The sequence below is a fragment of the Bordetella genomosp. 13 genome, from assembly GCF_007679965.1.
GTDB lineage: Bacteria > Pseudomonadota > Gammaproteobacteria > Burkholderiales > Burkholderiaceae_B > Bordetella.
Genome location: NZ_VEHL01000009.1, coordinates 45,148 through 62,900 on the forward strand (window position 1 = coordinate 45,148; position 17,753 = coordinate 62,900).

Genomic DNA, 17,753 nt, shown 5'->3' on the forward strand with positions numbered 1-17,753 from the left:
CTCAGCTCCTTTCCTGCGGCGTGAGCAGTTGGTGCAGGCCGTCGCCCGCGAGGTTTATCGCGAAGATCAGCAGCGCCAGCGCGCAGCCCGGGATGGCGATGAGCCAGAACGAGAAGAACATGTAGGCCTTGGCCTCGGAGATCATCAGGCCCCACGAGGGCAGGGGCGGCTGCACGCCCAGGCCCAGGAAGGACAGGGAGGCTTCGAGCAGGATGGCGCTGGCGGCCTCCAGCGTGGCGATCACGATGAGATGCGGCGCCACGTTGGGCAGCACCTCGCCGCGGATGATGCGCCAGGTGGAGGCGCCCGCCGCCTGCGCCGCCGCCACGTATTCCAGCGAGCGCACCTGCTGCGTGGCGCTGCGCATGACGACGACGTAGCGGTCCCATTTCAGCAGGCCCAGCACCAGGATCACGACCCACAGCGAGCCGCCCACCAGCGCCACGGTGGCCAGCGCCACCAGGATCACGGGCAGCGACAGGCGCGTGGTGATGAGGAACGACACGGCCGTGTCGATCCTGCCGCCGAAGTAGCCGGCCGCCATGCCCAGCGTGGTGCCGATCAGCCCCGAGATGAGCGCGACGCTGGCGCCGATCAGCAGCGAGATGCGCGCGCCGTGGATCAGGCGCGAGAGGTAGTCGCGGCCGAGCTGGTCGGTGCCCAGCGGATGCAGCCAGGTGCCCTTCTCGTACCAGACGGGCGGCGTGGTGCGATAGGTAAGGTCCTGGAAGTATGGGTCGTGCGGCGACAGCCAGGGCGCGAACAGCGCGGCCAGCGTGATCAGCAGCAGCAGGCCGCCGCCCACCAGCAGCGCCTTGTTGTGGCCCAGCGCGCGCCAGAAGGCGCGCCTGCGCAAGGGCGGCGCGGGCACGTTGGCGGCGGACGTATCGACGCCCGGCGTGGCGACGCCCGGCGTATCGACGCCCGGCGTATCGACGCCCGGCGTGGAGGCAAGCGTGCGGATGTCCATGGCGGGCTCCTCAGGCGGCGCGGATGCGCGGGTCCAGCCAGGCGTTGGCCACGTCCGCGGCCAGCGTCAGCAGCACGTACAGCACGGCCAGCAGCAGCACGATCAGCTGCATTACCGGGAAGTCCTTGTACGTGATGCTCTGGTAGGCCAGGTAACCCAGGCCGTCCAGCGCGAAGATGGTCTCCACCACCACCGAGCCGCCCAGCAGGTAGCCCAGCTGCACGGCGGCCAGCGCGACCACCGGCACGATGGCGTTGCGCAGCGCATGCTTGAAGATCACGGTTCGCGTGGGCAGGCCCTTGGCGCGCGCGGTGCGGATGTAGTCCGCGCCCAGCACCTCGACCATGCCGGCGCGGATCAGGCGCATGAAGGCCGGCGCGACGTAATAGCCCAGCGCGATCGACGGCATGACGAAGTGCTGCCACGTGCCGCTGCCCGAGACCGGCAGCATGCGCAGCGTCAGCGAGAACAGCATGATCAGGATCAGCGCGAAGAAGAAATTCGGCAGCGCCTGGCCCAGCACCGCGATCGCCAGGCAGGCGCGGTCGATCAGGCTGCCCTTGTAGATCGCGGCCAGCACGCCCAGCGGAATCGAGATGAGCAGCGCCACCGCCAGCGCGCCCAGGCCCAGCAGCAGCGTGGTCTGCAGCTTGCCCCAGATCAGCGGGCCGGCCGGTGTCTTGAAGTACACGGACATGCCGAAGTCGCCGCGCACGACGTGCCACAGCCAGTCCGCGTACTGCACGATCAACGGACGATCCAGCCCGTAGGCCTTGCGCACCGCGTCGATGTCGGCCTGGCGCGCGCCTTCGCCGGCCAGCGCCAGCGCGGGGTCGCCCGACAGGTGCAGCAGCAGGAACGCCAGTATCGACACCGTCAATGCCACCAGCAGCGCCAGCCTCAGGCGCCTGAGTGTGAAACCCAACATGACTACCCCTCTCGCGTGCGATTGAAGGCGGCCCGGCGCCTGCGTGCCGGGCCGCCGGCGCTTACTTCCAGCTCATGTCCCAGAAACGGATCAGCTCGTCCGAGTAAGGCTTGACGTTGAGGTCCTTGTTTGCCACGTAGTAGGCCGGCAGCGTCCAGAGCGGCACGGCGTAGGCCTTGTCGGCGATGATGCCAAGCGCTTCCTTGTAGGCCGCGGCGCGTTCCTTCGCGTCGATGGTCTGGTCGCCCTTGTCCAGCAATGCCTTCACCTTGGCGTCGCGCGTGATGTCGTCGTTGCCGCCGCCGAAGTAGACCGGCGTGGAGGCCGACACGTCGCTCACCAGGTTGGAGGCCCAGGTCTGGTGCGTCAGCGACGCCTTGCCGGCGCGGATCATGTCGCGCATGGCCGCGTACTGCAGGAAGCTCAGGCGCGGCTTGATGCCCACCGCCTGCAGGTAGTTGATGATGGCCTCGGTCTGGTTGCGCTCTCGATAGGCGACCAGGTCGATCTCGAATCCGTTCGGATAGCCGGCCTCGGCCAGCAGCTTCTTGGCCAGCGCGGGGTCGTACTTGTAGCTCTGCACGTCCTGCGAGCAGGCGGTCTGCGACGGCGTGCAGATGGCGTTCAGCAGCGAGCCGCCGTCGCCCACGATGTTCTTCAGGATGGCTTGGCGGTCGATGGCGTGGTTGATCGCCTTGCGCACGCGCTCGTCCTTCAGCGGCGAGGCGGGCGTGTTGTCCTGGATGTTCATCTGCATGAAGACGATGCGCATCGTGTCGCCATTGATGACTTGCAGCGAGGGCACCGTCTTCAGCTGCTCGGCCTGGTCCTTGGGCACGCTCATGATCAGGTCTTCGCCGCCCGAGATCACTTCGGCCATCTGGGTCTGGCGGTCGGGAATGAAGCGGATCACCACCTTGCCGACCTTGGGCTGCGCCTTGGGCGATTCCTTGAAGTAGTCGGCGTTGCGCTCCAGCGTGATGGACTTGCCGGGCTGGTAGTCGACGACCTTGTACGGCCCCGTGCCCACGGGCTTGGCGTTCATGCCCTGCGGGCCGACTTCCTGGTAGTACTTGGCCGGGTGGATGGCCACCGTGGTCGACAGGTACGCCTTGGCGGCGGGGAAGGGCTGCTTGGTGGTCAGGCGCACGTGGTACTTGTCGATCTTCTCGACCTTGTCGATCCACGCGACGTTCTGCTGCGTGACGGCCTTGTTCTTGGGATCGGCCACGAAGTTCAGCGTGTACACGACCGAGTCCGCGTCGAACTCCTCGCCGTTGTGGAACTTGATCCCCTGGCGCAGTTCGAATTCCATCGTCTTGTCGTCGACCTGCTTCCAGCTCTTGGCCAGCTGGCCGCGGTATTCGTTGCTGACCGGATCGCGGTAGAGCAGGGTGTCCCACACGTTGGCGGCGATGATCACGCCGATGCGCACGTTGTTGTAGTACGGATCGACGCTTTCGGGCGCCTGGTCGTAGGCCATGCGGACGGTGTCGTCCTTCTTGGCGGCCTGCGCCGCCGTGGGCGACAGCGCGGCCAGCGCGGCGCAGGCGGTCAGCAGCGCCGAGGCGGCGGCGCCGCGCAGCAGCGTGGATGGGGCGGGGTGCGGCGATGCAAACGACTTGACGCGACATTCAGCCATGGTGGGCTCCCTCTAGGCCAATCTGGTTGGATGAGATGCTGCCGGTGCTGCTCGATCGAACTGGCCGGCGGTCCGCCCGAATGGCGGCACGCCGGCCTGAACTGCAAACGCTGTGATCCGTCGTCTCGCTCCAACCCCCCTGGGGCCCGAGAGGCGCGCCGCGTTGATGATGTTGTGCGCGGCTCCGTTATGGCGTCTGGCCGCTGCCGGGCGGACCATGCGGCTCGGGTTCGGGCTGCGCGCCCCCCGCCTGCGCCACGCTGCGCAGGGCCGCGTCGCACTTGCGCTGCAGGTGCTCGCGCATGATGGCCGCCAGCCGGTCGCCGTCGCGCGCGGCCAGCGCGTCGGCCATGTCGATGTGCTCGCGCATCGCGTGGTCCCACTTGGCGCGGTCCTCGTTCGAAACGAACCGCAGGTTCTGCACGCGCAGGTTCTGCGCCTCGTACAGTTGCAGCAGCAGCGCGTTGTGCGCCGCCTGGCCGATGCGCTGGTGGATGAGGCGGTTCAGGCCGTAATAGGCCGGCAGGTCCTGGCGCGCGTGGCTGGCCATCATTTCGTAGGTCAGCGCGCGGATCTCCGCGATCTCGGCGTCGCTGGCCCGGGCGCAGGCCAGCCTGCACGACATGGCCTCGAGTCCACCGATGACCTCGAAGGCCTCGCGGATGGCGTGTTCGGATAGCACCGCCACGCGGGCGCCGCGGTTGGGCTCGATCTGCACCAGCCCTTCGGCCGCCAGCACGCGAAAGGCCTCGCGCAGCGGAGTGCGAGACACCCCCAGCAACTCGCACAGCGCCCGCTCGTTCAGGCGTGCGCCGGGCCGGAATTCGCCCTGGATGATGCGTTCGCGCAACTGCCCCGCGACCGTGCCGGGCAGCGTGCCGCCACCGGCCGGCGGCGCCGGACGCGCGGCATCCTCCGGGTTCACGGCCGCTTCAGCATCAGGGTCGAGGAGGGAACTGCTGCACATGGTATACAAAATCGCCGCACGCTTTTTTTCACTATAGGACCCTCGGCGAAAACCGTCAGTATGGTGAATACCCTCAATTCCCTCGGCCTGGCAATCGGATAAAGTGACGCCGTGCCTGGCCGGCAACAGGCCGGCATGGCGGCACGCCTGGGCGTGCCTGGGCTGTACTCGCGCCATTTCGTGCTTGGTATACCAAATACCTTCTAAAAGGCCTCGCATGTTCCGCCTCGATCATCACCCGTCCGGCCGCCATTTCCTGCACATTCCGGGGCCCACCAGCGTGCCCGAGCGCGTGCTGCGCGCCATGGACCGCCCCACCATCGATCATCGCGGGCCCGAGTTCGGCGAACTGGGCCGCGCCGTGCTGGCCGGCATCCAGCAGGTGTTCCGCACCCAGTCGCCGGTGGTCATCTATCCGTCCTCGGGCACCGGCGCCTGGGAGGCCGCGCTGGTCAATACGCTGTCGCCTGGCGACCGCGTGCTGATGGTCGAGACCGGCCACTTCGCGGCACTGTGGTGCCGGCTGGCCGGCCGCCTGGGCCTCGAGGTCGAGCTGATCGACGGCGACTGGCGCCATGGCGTCGATCCCGGCCAGGTGCGCCAGCGGCTGACGGCCGACACGCAGCAACGCATCAAGGCCGTGTGCGTGGTGCACAACGAGACCTCCACCGCCGTGGTCAGCGACATCGCCGCGATACGCGCCGCGATCGACGACAGCGGCCATCCCGCCTTGCTGATGGTGGACGCGATCTCGTCGCTGGGCGCCATCGACTATCGCCACGACGAATGGCGGGTGGACGTCACGGTGGCCAGTTCGCAGAAGGGCCTGATGCTGCCGCCGGGCCTGTCGTTCAACGCCATCGGGCCGCGCGCGCTGGCCATGGCCGAATCGGCCCGCCTGCCGCGGTCGTACTGGGACTGGCGCGAGATGCTCGGGCCCAACCGGCAGGGCTATTTTCCGTATACCCCCGCGACCACGCTGCTGTACGGCCTGCACGAAGCCCTGGACATGCTGCAGGGCGAAGGCCTGGCACGCGTGCATGCGCGCCATCTGCGCCACGCCGCGGCCACGCGCGCCGCGGTGGCGGCGTGGGGCCTGGAGACGGTGTGCCTGGACCCGCGGGGCCACAGTCCCGCGCTGACGGCGGTGCTGATGCCCCAGCGCAAGGGCGCCGACGCGCTGCGCAAGATCATCCTGGAACGCTACGACATGTCGCTGGGCCAGGGCCTGGGGCGGCTTGCCGACCAGGTATTCCGCATCGGCCATCTGGGCGAGATCAACGACCTGTCGCTGTGCGGCGCGCTGGCGGGTGTGGAAATGGGGCTGGCGCTGGCCGGCGTGGCCCACCAGCCGGGCGGCCTGTCGGCCGCCATGGCGCTGCTGGCCCGCGATGCGGACGCCGCGGCGCATTGATCCTCTTTCATCGAACGACACGCGGCAAGCACAGGAGCCCGCCATGAACGACACGCTGATGCAGCAAGCCATCGATTTCGCCAACGCCCACGAAAGCACCTGGGACCGCAGCGTCGACGGCGTCTGGGGCGTGCATCAGCAGGATCCCCCGCCGTGGAACCGCCTGCTGGGGCCGGTGCACGACCGCGGTCCCGTCTCGGGCGTGGTGGTGGTGGACGGCAAGACGGTGGCCTCGTGGGGCGAGCCCCATCGTGCCGACCTGACGTTCAGCGTGGCCAAGCTGTACCTGGCCATCCTGGCCGGCGTGGCGCACGACAGTGGCCTGCTGCCCGACGTGGACGAACCCGTGGGCCGGCGCGTGCCGGGTATCGGCTTCGACGAGGGCCGGAATGCCGACATCACCTGGCGCCACCTGCTGCAGCAGACCAGCGAATGGGAAGGCGAGCGCTTCGGCGTGTCCGACCAGGCGGACCGCTACCGCGCCGTCACCTTCGGCACGCCGCCCGGCGGCAAGAAGGGCGACCCGCGGCCACTGCAGCGCCCGGGCACCTATTGGGAATACAACGACGTCCGCATCAACCAGCTGTCTTACGCGTTGCTGCACCTGTTCCGCCGCCCGCTGCCCGAGGTGTTCCGCGAGGCCGTCACGCGGCCCCTCGGCGCCAGCGAGGACTGGCAGTGGGTCGGCTATGACAACGCCTGGATCGAGCTGGACGGACGGCGCGTGCAGTCCGTGCCCGGCGGCTCGCATTGGGGCGGCGGCATGTCCATCAGCAGCGTCGACCAGGCGCTGATCGGCCAGATGCTGCTGGACGAGGGCCGCGCCCGCGATGGCCGCCAGGTGCTGTCCTCGAAGTGGGTGCGGATGATGCGCACGCCGTGCGAGCTGGCGCCGTACTACGGTTTCCTGATCTGGCTCAACCACGAGGGCAAGGTGTTTCCCAGCCTGCCGGCCTCCAGTTTCTTCGGCGTCGGCGCCGGCAGTTCCTTCACGTGGGTCGAGCCCGAGCGCCGCATGGTGGTGATCGTGCGGTGGCTGAATTCGGCGCATGCCGACGCGCTGTTCGGGCGCATCCTGAAGGCGGTGGACGGCGCCTAGCGGGGTTTCCAGGGAAAGCGCCCGGGGGCAGGCGTGGCGTGGACGGCGCCACGGCCGCCGGGCGCGGCTGCTATCCTTACGCCATCGAACAGCATCTTGCGTAAGGTGCCCGTAAGAGCCTGGCGATACGGTTGCGTATCGCAGTCCATGCGGCAATAAAAACGGCAGCACCAGAACCCCTGATCGGAGACCTATCATGTCCAACGCCATTCAATCCGTCCTGGTCGAGAACCGGGTGTTCCCGCCGCCGGCCGCCGCCGTCGAGGGCGCGGCCATCTCCGGCATCGAGGCCTACAACAAGCTGTGCCAGGAAGCCGAGCAGGACTTCGAAGGTTTCTGGGCCCGCCTGGCGCGCGAGAACCTGCAGTGGACCAAGCCGTTCACCGAGGTGCTGGACGAATCCAAGGCGCCGTTCTATCGCTGGTTCGGCGACGGCGAGCTCAACGTGTCGGCCAACTGCCTGGACGCGCAGGTCAAGCGCGGCAATGGCGACAAGGTCGCCATCATCTTCGAGTCCGACGACGGCAAGGTCGACCGCGTCACCTACCGCGAGTTGCTGGCGCGCGTGTGCCGCTTCGCCAACGGCCTGAAGGAACTGGGCTACCGGAAGGGCGACCGCGCCATTGTCTACATGCCCATGTCGGTCGAGGCCGTGGTGGCCATGCAGGCCTGCGCGCGCCTGGGTGTCACGCACTCGGTGGTGTTCGGCGGCTTCTCGGCCAAGAGCCTGCAGGAGCGCATCGTCGACGTCGGCGCCTCGCTGGTCATCACCGCCGACGAGCAGATGCGCGGCGGCAAGAAGATTCCGCTGAAGCCCGCCGTCGAAGAGGCGCTGGCCATGGGCGGCTGCGAGGCCGTCAGGCAGGTCGTCGTGTATCGCCGCACCGGCGGGCAGGTGGCCTGGAACGAAGGCCGCGACCTGTGGATGCACGAGGTCGAGGCCAAGCAACCCGACACCTGCGAACCCGTGGTGGTCGATGCCGAGCATCCGCTGTTCATCCTGTATACCTCGGGCTCCACCGGCAAGCCCAAGGGCGTGCAGCATTCGTCGGCTGGCTTCCTGCTGTGGGCGCTGCTCACCGTGAAGTGGACCTTCGATTCGCGCAAGGACGACGTCTACTGGTGCACGGCCGACGTGGGCTGGATCACCGGCCACACCTACATCGCCTACGGCCCGCTGGCCGCCGGCCTGACGCAGGTGATGTTCGAGGGCGTGCCCACCTATCCCGACGCGGGCCGTTTCTGGGACATGATCGCGCGCCACAAGGTGTCGGTGTTCTACACCGCGCCCACGGCCATCCGTTCGCTGATCAAGGCCGCCGAGGCCGCGCCCGCCACGCATCCGAAGAATTACGCGCTCGATTCGCTGCGCATCATCGGCACGGTGGGCGAGCCCATCAACCCCGAGGCGTGGATCTGGTATCACAAGAACGTGGGCCGCGAGCGCTGCCCCATCGTGGACACCTGGTGGCAGACCGAGACGGGCGGCCACATGATCACGCCGCTGCCCGGCGCCACGCCGCTGAAGCCGGGCTCGTGCACGCTGCCGCTGCCGGGCATCACCGCGGCCATCGTCGACGAAACCGGCGGCGACGTCGAGCAGGGCAACGGCGGTTTCCTGGTGATCAAGCGGCCGTGGCCTTCCATGATCCGCAACATCTGGGGCGACCCCGAGCGCTTCAAGAAAAGCTACTTCCCGCCCGAGCTGCGCGGCTATTACCTGGCGGGCGACGGCGCGCAGCGCGATGCCGACGGCTACTTCTGGATCATGGGCCGCATCGACGACGTGCTGAACGTCTCGGGCCACCGCCTGGGCACCATGGAGATCGAATCCACGCTGGTGGCGCACGAACTGGTGGCCGAGGCCGCGGTGGTGGGCCGCCCCGACGACACCACCGGCGAAGCGGTGGTGGCCTTCGTGGTGCTCAAGCGCTCGCGCCCCGAAGGCGAAGAGGCGCAGGCCATCGCCAAGCAGCTGCGCGACTGGGTCGCGCGCGAGATCGGTCCCATCGCCAAGCCCAAGGACATCCGCTTCGGCGACAACCTGCCCAAGACGCGCTCGGGCAAGATCATGCGTCGCCTGCTGCGCGTGGTGGCCAAGGGCGAGGAAGTGACGCAGGACGTCTCCACGCTGGAGAATCCGGCCATTCTGGAACAGTTGTCCAAGCCCCTCTGACCGGCCATGCCGCCGCGGTCCACGCAACGGGACGCGGGCGGCTGCCGATGACCGCGGGCCGGCATGCATGCCGGCCCGTGCCTTTTTCCCTTCCGGAGTCCTGCAGTGAACCCCAGTAGTGCCGGCCGCGGCGGCCTGATCCTGATGCTCATCACCATCCTGGTATGGGCGGGCAGCTGGATCGCGATGAAATCGGTGGTTCCCTACATCGGGCCTTTCGACTTCGCGGCGCTGCGCTACCTGGGCGGGGCGGCGGTGCTGTTCATGGTGGCCGTGGCGCTGCGCCGGCCGCTGGGCGTGCCGTGGTGGCTGACGGTGCTGGTGGGCGTCACGCAGAACGCCGCCTTCCAGGGGCTCGTGCAATTGGGGCTGGCGCAGGGCGGCGTCGGGCAGGTGGCGTTGACCACCTACACCATGCCGTTCTGGGTGGTGCTGCTGGGCTGGTGGCTGCTGGGCGACAAGCCGTCGCCGCGCCACTGGGCCGGCATCGCCCTAGCCGCGCTGGGCCTGCTGTGGTTCGTGGCGCCGTGGAAGGGACTGGACGCCGGCCTGCTGCCGATCGCCATGGGAACGGGCGCGGGCTTCTTCTGGGCGCTGGGCACCGTGCTGGCCAAGCGCACCTTCGACCGGCACGCGCCCGACGTGCTGGTGTTCGCCGCCTGGCAGATGCTGTCGGGCGGGCTGGCGCTGCTGCCCGCCGCGCTGCTGGTGCCGCAGAAGGCGGTGCAATGGAACGGCACGCTGATCACGGGCATGCTGTACATCATCCTGATCGCCACCGCCTTGGGATACCTGCTGTGGATGCTGGTGATCCGGCGCGTGCCGGCCTCGATCGCGGGCCTGTCCGGCCTGGGCGTGCCCGTGGTTGCGGTACTGATGGCGTGGGGCTTCCTGGGCGAGGTCCCTACCATGGACGAGGGCATCGCCATGGCGCTGATCCTGTCCGGCCTGTGGGTCGTCAGCCGCGCGGCCCGCCGGCCAGCCGACCCCGGTGATACAGTCGCCCGATGAGCCGCCGGCCCGTCGCCGGCCCGTTTTTCTTCCGATTCGCGCCGGCGCGCCGCGCCGGCTTTCCCAATCCTCTCGCAGTCCTGGAGCCAGCATGATCGATTTGCGCAGCGATACCGTCACCCGTCCGTCCCCCGCCATGCTGCAGGCCATGGGGCAGGCACCCGTCGGCGACGACGTGATGGGCGACGACCCCACCGTGCAGCGCCTGCAGGCCGCGGTGGCCGAGCGCACGGGCAAGGAGGCCGGCCTGTTCTTCCCGTCCGGCACGCAGAGCAACCTGGCCGGCCTGATGGCCCATTGCGGCCGCGGCGACGAATATCTGGTCGGCCAGCTGGCCCATACCTACAAGTACGAAGGCGGCGGCGCCGCGGTGCTGGGCAGCATCCAGCCGCAGCCCATCGAGCACGCCGCCGACGGCTCGCTGCCGCTGGACAAGCTGGCCGCCGCGGTCAAGCCGCAGGGCGATCCGCACTATGCGCGCACGCGCCTGCTGGCGCTGGAGAACACCTTCCACGGCAAGGTGATTCCCGCGGACTACATCCGCCGGGCCACCGAGTGGGCGCGCGGCATCGGGCTGGGTACCCACCTGGACGGCGCGCGCGCCTTCAACGCTGCCGTGGCCAGCGGCGTGCCCGTGCAGGCGATCTGCGAGCCGTTCGACTCGGTCTCCATCTGTTTTTCCAAGGGCCTGGGCGCGCCGGTGGGTTCCGTGCTGGTGGGCAGCAAGGCGCTGATCGACGTGGCGCGCCGCTGGCGCAAGGTGCTGGGCGGCGGCATGCGCCAGTCCGGCTTCCTGGCCGCGGCCTGCCTGTATGCGCTGCAGAACAACGTGGACCGCCTGGCGCAGGACCACGCCAACGCTGAGCGCCTGGCCCGCGGCCTGACGGACATCGACGGCGTGCGCATCGCTGCGCAGGACACCAACATGGTGTTCGCGGAGTTCGACGCGGCGAAGTGCGACGGCCTGACCGAGGCCCTGGGCCAACAGGGCATCCTGATGCGGGCCGTCTACAACGGCCCGACCCGACTGGTCACGCACCTGGACATGTCGGAAGCGGACGTGGACCGGGTGGTCGCTGCCGTCCGCGCGCACGTCGCGGGGCGCTAGGCGCCGGGCGCCGGTCGGCGGGGCCCGCGCGGGCTATCGCCGTGCGGGCGCGGACGGCAGCGCGGTGGGCCTGCGCGGGCCAGGCCCCCGAAAAAAACGCCTCCGGCAAAAGCCGTGCCGCGCGCCAGGCGGACCGCGTCAGCTGGCTCGCACCAGCGCCGCATACCCCTCGCGCGAATCCGGCCATTGCAGCGCCAGCCCGCTGGCGCGCAGCCGCGCATTGGACAGCCGCTTGCTGCCCACGCCCGGGGGCGGCGGGCCTTCCGCGGGCGCCGGGGCGCCCAGCAGGTCGGCCAGGTAGCCGTACAGCACGTGCAGCGGCAGCGGCGTGTCGTCGCAGCCGATGTACACGGGTTCGACGTCCGGCGCGTGCAGCAGGTGCGCCACCGCGGCGGCGGCATCCTCGATGTGCATGCGGTTGGCCCAGTGCGGCGGATCGACCGGCGCGCGTGCGTCGCCCGCGCGCAGCCGCTCCAGCAATTGCGCGCGGCCGGGGCCGTACAGTCCCGCCAGCCGCAGCGACGTGGCGGGCAGGCCCTGGCGGGCCAGCCACTGCTCGGCCTGCAGCAGAATCTCGCCGTTGAAGCCCTTGGGCTCGGGCGTGGCGCTTTCGTCGATCCACGCGCCGCCGTGGCCGCCGTATACCGCCGAGGACGAGACGAACACCACGCGCTTCAACACCGCGCGGTCCAGCGCGCCGAACACGTGGGGCAGGGGATCGGTGAAGACGCGCGCATAGGCCTGTGGATCACGCTTGCCCGGCGAAGGCAGCCAGGCCACGCGCGTGATGCCCTCGGGCAGCCGCGCCAGCGTGTCGGGCCGGCCGAGATCGGCCTGGATCCATTGCAGGCCGGCGGGGGCGTCGGCCGGCAATGCCGAGCGGCGCAGCGCCCAGACTTCGTCGCCGCGGGCCAGCAGGCGGCGCGCGGCGCGCATCCCCAGGTCACCGCAACCGACCATCAGCACGCGTTCCATGCGCGACTCCTGTAAGCGTTGGCGCGGCCGCGCAGCGCATGCCATGCAGGGTCATGCCCCATATTGCATGCCGCGCATTGCATGCCGCGCACCGCCATCACATGCCGCTGTAGACCGGGCCCTCGCCGCCTTGCGGCGCCACCCAGACGATGTTCTGGGTCGGGTCCTTGATGTCGCAGGTCTTGCAGTGCACGCAGTTCTGCGCGTTGATCTGCAGCTTGTCGGCGCCGTGGTCGTCCTTGATGAACTCGTACACGCCCGCCGGGCAGTAGCGCGCCTCGGGGCCGCCGTACTGCGCCAGGTTGATCGCCACCGGCACGCTGGGATCCTTCAGCGTCAGGTGCACGGGCTCGTTCTCGTCGTGGTTGGTGTTCGAGATGAACACCGAGCTGAGCTTGTCGAACGTGAGCTTGCCGTCGGGCTTGGGGTAGTCGATGCGCGCGCACTGCGAGGCCGGCTGCAGATAGGTGTGGTCGGCCTTGGTGCGGTGGATGGTCCAGGGAAAATTGCCCTTGAGCAGCCACTGCTCGATGCCGGTCATCAGCGTGGCCACGGTCTGGCCCTTCTTGAACCACTGCTTGAAGTTGCGCGCCTTGTGCAGCTCGGCGTGCAGCCACGAGGCTTCGAACGCGGCGGGGTAGGAGCTCAGCTCGTCCTGCTTGCGGTCGGCGCCCAGGGCCTCGAAGGCGGCCTCGGCGGCCAGCTTGCCGGTCTTGATGGCGGCATGGCTGCCCTTGATGCGCGAGGCGTTCAGGAAGCCCGCTTCGCAGCCGATCATGGCGCCGCCCGGGAACACCAGCTTGGGCAGCGACAGCAGGCCGCCCGCCGTGATGGCACGCGCGCCGTAGGCGATGCGCTTGCCGCCCTCGAACGTGGTGCGGATGGCGGGGTGCGTCTTGTAGCGCTGGAATTCCTCGAAGGGCGACAGCCAGGGGTTGGCGTAGTCCAGGCCCACCACCATGCCGACGGCCACCAGGTTGTTGTCCAGGTGATAGAGGAACGAGCCGCCGTAGGTGTCGCTGTCCAGCGGCCAGCCTGCGGTGTGCGTCACCAGGCCGGGACGCGACTGCGCCGGATCGACTTCCCACATTTCCTTGATGCCGATGCCGTAGGATTGCGGATCGCGGCCATCGTCCAGCTTGTAGCGGGCGATGAGCTGGCGGCCCAGCTGGCCGCGGGAACCTTCCGCGAACATGGTGTAGCGGGCCAGCAGCTCCATGCCCGGCTGGTAGTGGTCGGTGTGCGAGCCATCGCGCGCCACGCCCATGTCGCCCGTGGCCACGCCGCGCACGGCGCCGGCGTCGTCGTACAGCACCTCGACGGCGGCGAAGCCGGGGAACACGTCCACGCCCAGGGCTTCCGCCTGCTCGCCCAGCCACTTCACCACGTCGCCCAGGCGGACGACGTAGTTGCCCTCATTGTGGAAACAGGCCGGCAGCATCCAGTTGGGCGTGCGGCGCGAGCCGGTGCGCGTCAGGAACAGGAACTGGTCCTGCGTGACGGGCACGTTCAGCGGCGCGCCCTTTTCCTTCCAGTCGGGAATCAGCTCGGTCAGGGCCTGGGGGTCCATGACGGCGCCGGACAGGATGTGCGCGCCCAGCTCGGCGCCTTTCTCCAGCACGCAGACGCCGACCTCGCGATTGTTTTCTGCGGCGAGCTGCTTCAGACGGATCGCGGCGGCCAGACCGGCGGGCCCGCCTCCGACCACGACCACGTCATATTCCATCGATTCCCGTTCGGACATTGCAAAGTTCCCCTCTATCGGCTTCGGTATGGCAAGAAGTATCATCGGCGATTGTATTGCAGCCGGCGAGGCTCGTCGGCGCGCGATCCCCACATCAGGAGTACCACGCTTGTCCCCCGACAACCCGACGATGCGCCTCTTGGCCGAAGGCGACGTCCACCAGGTCGATCTGCCCTTGCGCTGGGGCGATTCCGACTCGCTCAACCACCTGAACAACACCGTCTATTTCCGCTTGATGGAAGAGGCGCGCATGCGCATCCTGTACGGCGCCGGCATGCAGTTGCCGGGTCCGGGCGCCGGTGCCATCCTGGCGCATGCCTCGTGCGATTTCATGCGGCCGCTGACCTATCCCGCCGACGTGCGCGTCACGCATAGGGTGGCGCGCATCGGCCGCTCCAGCATCGATTTCGAGCTCACGCTCGAGAAGCTGGGCGACGATGCCGGCGTTTATGCGCGCGGCCGCAACGTGCTGGTGTGCATGGATTTCGCGGCGAACCGCTCGCAGCCCTGGCCCGAGGACCTGCTGGCGAAATTCGGCGCGCAATTCCGGGCCGCGCCCTGAATGGTGCGGCGCGGCATCAGCCGCTACAATCGTCGGCAAAATGAAATACGCGACGCCCGCATCGGCGGGCGCCTTTCGTACGGTTTCGAACTCTAAAGGAGCTGGAGCAATGGACAAGGTTTATGCAAGCGCCGCCGAGGCGCTGGCAGGCGTCGTCAAGGACGGCCAGATGATCGCCGTCGGCGGTTTCGGGCTGTGCGGCATTCCCGAGGCCCTGATCGCCGCGCTGCGCGATTCGGGCGTGAAGGGCCTGACCTGCATCAGCAACAACGCCGGCGTCGACGGGTTCGGCCTGGGCCAGTTGCTGAACACCCGCCAGGTCCGCAAGATGATCGCGTCGTACGTGGGCGAGAACAAGGAATTCGAACGCCAGTACCTGGCCGGCGAACTCGAGCTCGAGTTCACGCCCCAGGGCACGCTGGCCGAGAAGCTGCGCGCCGGCGGCGCCGGCATCCCGGCCTTCTTCACCCGCACCGGCGTGGGCACCATCGTGGCCGACGGCAAGGAAATCCGCGAGTTCGACGGCGAACAATACGTCATGGAGCGCTCGCTGGTGCCCGACGTGTCGCTGGTCAAGGCCTACAAGGCCGACCGCAGCGGCAACCTGCTGTTCCGCAAGACTGCGCGCAACTTCAACCCCAACGTGGCCATGGCCGGCAAGGTCACCATCGTCGAGGTCGAGGAAGTGGTCGACACCGGCGCCTTCGACCCCGACCAGATCCACCTGCCCGGCATCTTCGTGCACCGGATCGTGGTCAACGCCAGCCCGGAAAAACGCATCGAACAACGCACCACGCGTGCCGCCTGAGGAGACGAAACATGGCATGGTCCCGCGATGAAATGGCGGCGCGCGCCGCGCAAGAACTGAAAGACGGTTTCTACGTGAACCTGGGCATCGGCCTGCCCACCCTGGTGGCCAACCACGTGCCCAAGGGCATCGAGGTCTGGCTGCAGTCCGAGAACGGGCTGCTGGGCATCGGCCCGTTCCCCACCGACGCCGAAGTCGATCCCGACCTGATCAACGCCGGCAAGCAGACCGTCACCACGCTGCCTGGCTCGTCCATCTTCTCGTCGGCCGACTCGTTCGGCATGATCCGCGGCGGCAAGATCAACCTGGCCATCCTGGGCGCCATGCAGGTGTCCGAGAAGGGCGACCTGGCCAACTGGATGATCCCCGGCAAGATGGTCAAGGGCATGGGCGGCGCCATGGACCTGGTGGCCGGCGTCAAGCGCGTGGTCGTGCTGATGGAACACGTGGCCAAGAAGAAGGACGGCACCGAGGACATCAAGCTGCTGGCCGAGTGCAACCTGCCGCTGACCGGCGTGGGCGTGGTCGACCTCATCATCACCGACCTGGGCGTGATGGAAGTCACCGAGGACGGCCTGAAGCTGCTGGAAACGGCGCCGGGCGTCACGGTCGACGAAATCAAGTCCAAGACGCACGCCAAGCTGGACGTGTCGCTGGTGGCCTGACGCGAAAATGGCGGATGGGCCGGCCGGCCCACCCGCCATCGTGATGTACCGAACGCCTTGCCCGGTCCTGCCGCGCAAGGCGTTTTCACGTGAGGGGCCAATGGCGCGGCCGGATGCGAAGGCGCCAATGAAAACGCCCTGTCCCGGGGATCCGGGGCAGGGCGTTGCGCATCGTCCCCGCCTGCGGGGGCGCGCCGGGGGTCAATTGCGGTGGCAGATGCCGGCGGGCAGGTCCGAGGATTCCCGGTTGAAACGGGACAGCAGCATGACGCTGGAGGACATCGGCAGCAGCACGCCCGACAGGCGGGGCTCGGGCGCTTCCGCTTCCTCGTCGTTGGGATCGGCAGCGGGCGTCGTCACCAGGGACACCAGGGCCTTGAACGGCACGTTTTCCTCCTCGCTGTTATAGATCTGGTCGTAGTACAGCGTTCCGGTCTGCTGGACGCTGGCGGTGTCGGTAAAGACCAGGTTCGTGGCGCTGATGCTCGCGGTGCCGGCCAATTCGCCCTTCTGGCTGCACGTCCACGAGCCGTCGAGTTCGGTGCCGGCCAGCGTGCGCTGGGTTACCAGGTACGCGACGCCGGCGGAGTCGTCGCCGAAGACGCCGCTCGCCGCCGCCAGGTCCAGCGTCAGCACGGGGCCGAAGTCGCCCGCCTGCACGCGCAGGATGCCGAAATCGATGGCCTCTTCTTCGTCCTCGTACTTGGCCCTCAGGTGATATTCGCCATCGGCCGCGTCGATGGCCAGCTTGCCGGTCAGGCCAGGGTAGGTGTCGTCGTCGAACGGCGTGGTGCACAGGCCTTCCGCGTTGACGCTGTAGCTTTCCGGGCAGATGACCGCGCTGCCGTCGGCGCGCAGCATGACCGCGCCGGGCAGCAGCTGGTGGTACGTCTCTTCGGGTTCTTCGCCCGGCTGGGGTTCGGGCGGAATGTTATGCGCCGCGATCAGCATCGAATACGTGCCGGCGAGCACCGACACGTCGGCGGGCACGGTGTAGCTGGTGCCGGACACCGTCGCCGTCTTGCCGCCCAGGGCCATGGCGCCCGCGATGGTGCGCGTGCGTTCGTCGATCAGCAGGGTGAAGGCGCCGCTGGCGCCCGTGAGCGTGATGAACGATCCGTTGGTCGATTGGGTGAAGGTGCCGCTGGTGTCGGTCAGTCCGTAGACGGTGTGCAGCACCTTCAGCCCGTAGGCGCCGGTGCCCATGTCCAGCGTCAGGCGCCAGGTGTCGCCGATGTCGGCCACGACGTCGTAGACACGGACGTTGCCCGCATTGCCCGCAATGGGCGCCAGGCCGAGACGGGCGGCCGTGTCCAGCGAGGCTTGCGTGACCGCGTCCACGGGAGGGGGGGGATTCTCGGGCGTGGTGGGCGTCTCGGGAGGCGGCGTCTGTTCGTCGTCGTCATCGCCGCCACCGCCGCCGCAGGCGGCCAGGAACAGCGGGAACAGCAGGGTTGCAGCCAGTTTCTTGTTCATCATTCGTAGGGTTCGACAAAGGATTATGGGACAGGCTTTTGTTTCCTGCTGCGGCGCGCGTGATTGCGGTCTTCGCAATACGCTATTTTTTTCGCAGGCTGCGGCGAGGGACGCGGCAGAATAGCGCCCAGAATCTTGCTGCCTGACAACCAAATGTTACCGCGTCTTGCTCCTGGACTGTCATGAAAAAGTAATGGAGCAAAAGGGC

At 68.4% G+C, this 17,753-nt stretch carries 15 protein-coding genes; 8 read left to right on the top strand and 7 right to left on the bottom strand.

Annotation, left to right across the window (positions count from 1 at the left end):
- Position 1 precedes the first annotated feature (1 nt).
- The 4 genes from FS845_RS20345 to FS845_RS20360 form a co-directional block, all read right to left on the bottom strand.
- Positions 2–970 (bottom strand): ABC transporter permease, encoded by a 969-nt coding sequence (locus FS845_RS20345; protein WP_144638726.1) that lies wholly within the window; start codon positions 968–970, stop codon positions 2–4.
- 10 nt (positions 971–980) lie between these two features.
- Positions 981–1,898 (bottom strand): ABC transporter permease, encoded by a 918-nt coding sequence (locus FS845_RS20350; RefSeq protein WP_144638728.1) that lies wholly within the window; start codon positions 1,896–1,898, stop codon positions 981–983.
- Between the two features lie 61 nt (positions 1,899–1,959).
- Positions 1,960–3,540 (bottom strand): ABC transporter substrate-binding protein, encoded by a 1,581-nt coding sequence (locus FS845_RS20355; RefSeq protein WP_144638730.1) that lies wholly within the window; start codon positions 3,538–3,540, stop codon positions 1,960–1,962.
- Between the two features lie 187 nt (positions 3,541–3,727).
- The gene (locus FS845_RS20360) at positions 3,728–4,507 is read right to left on the bottom strand and encodes a GntR family transcriptional regulator (protein ID WP_144638732.1); all 780 of its coding nucleotides are present in this window, start codon (positions 4,505–4,507) and stop codon (positions 3,728–3,730) included.
- Positions 4,508–4,724: 217 nt separating this feature from the next.
- Between FS845_RS20360 and FS845_RS20365 the strand changes: the two genes are divergently transcribed.
- The 5 genes from FS845_RS20365 to ltaE all read left to right on the top strand — a co-directional run bounded on the left by FS845_RS20365 (position 4,725) and on the right by ltaE (position 11,315).
- Positions 4,725–5,921 (top strand): pyridoxal-phosphate-dependent aminotransferase family protein, encoded by a 1,197-nt coding sequence (locus FS845_RS20365; protein ID WP_144638734.1) that lies wholly within the window; start codon positions 4,725–4,727, stop codon positions 5,919–5,921.
- 43 nt (positions 5,922–5,964) lie between these two features.
- Positions 5,965–7,020, top strand: a complete 1,056-nt coding sequence (locus FS845_RS20370) for a serine hydrolase domain-containing protein (protein ID WP_186332359.1) — start codon at positions 5,965–5,967, stop codon at positions 7,018–7,020.
- 196 nt (positions 7,021–7,216) lie between these two features.
- On the top strand, positions 7,217–9,196 hold the full coding sequence (gene acs, locus FS845_RS20375) for an acetate--CoA ligase (protein WP_144638738.1): 1,980 nt from the start codon (positions 7,217–7,219) through the stop codon (positions 9,194–9,196).
- 105 nt (positions 9,197–9,301) lie between these two features.
- Complete coding sequence (locus FS845_RS20380) at positions 9,302–10,207, top strand: DMT family transporter (RefSeq protein WP_144638740.1); 906 nt, start codon at positions 9,302–9,304, stop codon at positions 10,205–10,207.
- A gap of 91 nt (positions 10,208–10,298) precedes the next feature.
- Positions 10,299–11,315: a low-specificity L-threonine aldolase gene (ltaE, locus tag FS845_RS20385; protein WP_144638742.1), complete on the top strand. Its 1,017-nt coding sequence runs from the start codon at positions 10,299–10,301 to the stop codon at positions 11,313–11,315.
- Positions 11,316–11,453: 138 nt separating this feature from the next.
- On the opposite strand, the gene FS845_RS20390 is transcribed toward ltaE, so the two are convergent.
- Positions 11,454–12,290, bottom strand: a complete 837-nt coding sequence (locus FS845_RS20390) for an NAD(P)H-binding protein (protein WP_144638744.1) — start codon at positions 12,288–12,290, stop codon at positions 11,454–11,456.
- A 97-nt stretch (positions 12,291–12,387) separates the two neighbouring features.
- On the bottom strand, positions 12,388–14,034 hold the full coding sequence (locus FS845_RS20395) for an electron transfer flavoprotein-ubiquinone oxidoreductase (protein ID WP_186332360.1): 1,647 nt from the start codon (positions 14,032–14,034) through the stop codon (positions 12,388–12,390).
- Between the two features lie 109 nt (positions 14,035–14,143).
- On the opposite strand from FS845_RS20395, the gene FS845_RS20400 reads away from it, so the two are divergent.
- From FS845_RS20400 to FS845_RS20410, 3 genes are all read left to right on the top strand, one after another.
- Entirely contained in the window at positions 14,144–14,596 is a 453-nt protein-coding gene (locus FS845_RS20400) for an acyl-CoA thioesterase (RefSeq protein ID WP_409929319.1), read from the top strand.
- A 109-nt stretch (positions 14,597–14,705) separates the two neighbouring features.
- On the top strand, positions 14,706–15,404 hold the full coding sequence (locus FS845_RS20405; RefSeq protein WP_144638746.1) for a CoA transferase subunit A: 699 nt from the start codon (positions 14,706–14,708) through the stop codon (positions 15,402–15,404).
- 11 nt (positions 15,405–15,415) lie between these two features.
- Positions 15,416–16,069 carry a CoA transferase subunit B gene (locus tag FS845_RS20410; RefSeq protein ID WP_144638748.1) on the top strand — a complete coding sequence of 218 codons (654 nt, stop codon included), beginning with the start codon at positions 15,416–15,418 and terminating at the stop codon, positions 16,067–16,069.
- A gap of 201 nt (positions 16,070–16,270) precedes the next feature.
- Here FS845_RS20410 and FS845_RS20415 read toward each other — a convergent pair whose 3' ends face one another.
- Complete coding sequence (locus FS845_RS20415; RefSeq protein WP_144638750.1) at positions 16,271–17,548, bottom strand: hypothetical protein; 1,278 nt, start codon at positions 17,546–17,548, stop codon at positions 16,271–16,273.
- Between the last annotated feature and the right edge of the window lie 205 nt (positions 17,549–17,753).

Bases quoted from the DNA above. Each gene is read 5' to 3' on its own strand.
- FS845_RS20345 (WP_144638726.1), bottom strand. From the start codon at position 970: ATGGACATCCGCACGCTTGCCTCCACGCCGGGCGTCGATACGCCGGGC.
- FS845_RS20350 (WP_144638728.1), bottom strand. From the start codon at position 1,898: ATGTTGGGTTTCACACTCAGGCGCCTGAGGCTGGCGCTGCTGGTGGCA.
- FS845_RS20355 (WP_144638730.1), bottom strand. From the start codon at position 3,540: ATGGCTGAATGTCGCGTCAAGTCGTTTGCATCGCCGCACCCCGCCCCA.
- FS845_RS20360 (WP_144638732.1), bottom strand. From the start codon at position 4,507: ATGTGCAGCAGTTCCCTCCTCGACCCTGATGCTGAAGCGGCCGTGAAC.
- FS845_RS20365 (WP_144638734.1), top strand. From the start codon at position 4,725: ATGTTCCGCCTCGATCATCACCCGTCCGGCCGCCATTTCCTGCACATT.
- FS845_RS20370 (WP_186332359.1), top strand. From the start codon at position 5,965: ATGAACGACACGCTGATGCAGCAAGCCATCGATTTCGCCAACGCCCAC.
- acs (WP_144638738.1), top strand. From the start codon at position 7,217: ATGTCCAACGCCATTCAATCCGTCCTGGTCGAGAACCGGGTGTTCCCG.
- ltaE (WP_144638742.1), top strand. From the start codon at position 10,299: ATGATCGATTTGCGCAGCGATACCGTCACCCGTCCGTCCCCCGCCATG.
- FS845_RS20390 (WP_144638744.1), bottom strand. From the start codon at position 12,290: ATGGAACGCGTGCTGATGGTCGGTTGCGGTGACCTGGGGATGCGCGCC.
- FS845_RS20395 (WP_186332360.1), bottom strand. From the start codon at position 14,034: ATGTCCGAACGGGAATCGATGGAATATGACGTGGTCGTGGTCGGAGGC.
- FS845_RS20405 (WP_144638746.1), top strand. From the start codon at position 14,706: ATGGACAAGGTTTATGCAAGCGCCGCCGAGGCGCTGGCAGGCGTCGTC.
- FS845_RS20410 (WP_144638748.1), top strand. From the start codon at position 15,416: ATGGCATGGTCCCGCGATGAAATGGCGGCGCGCGCCGCGCAAGAACTG.
- FS845_RS20415 (WP_144638750.1), bottom strand. From the start codon at position 17,548: ATGATGAACAAGAAACTGGCTGCAACCCTGCTGTTCCCGCTGTTCCTG.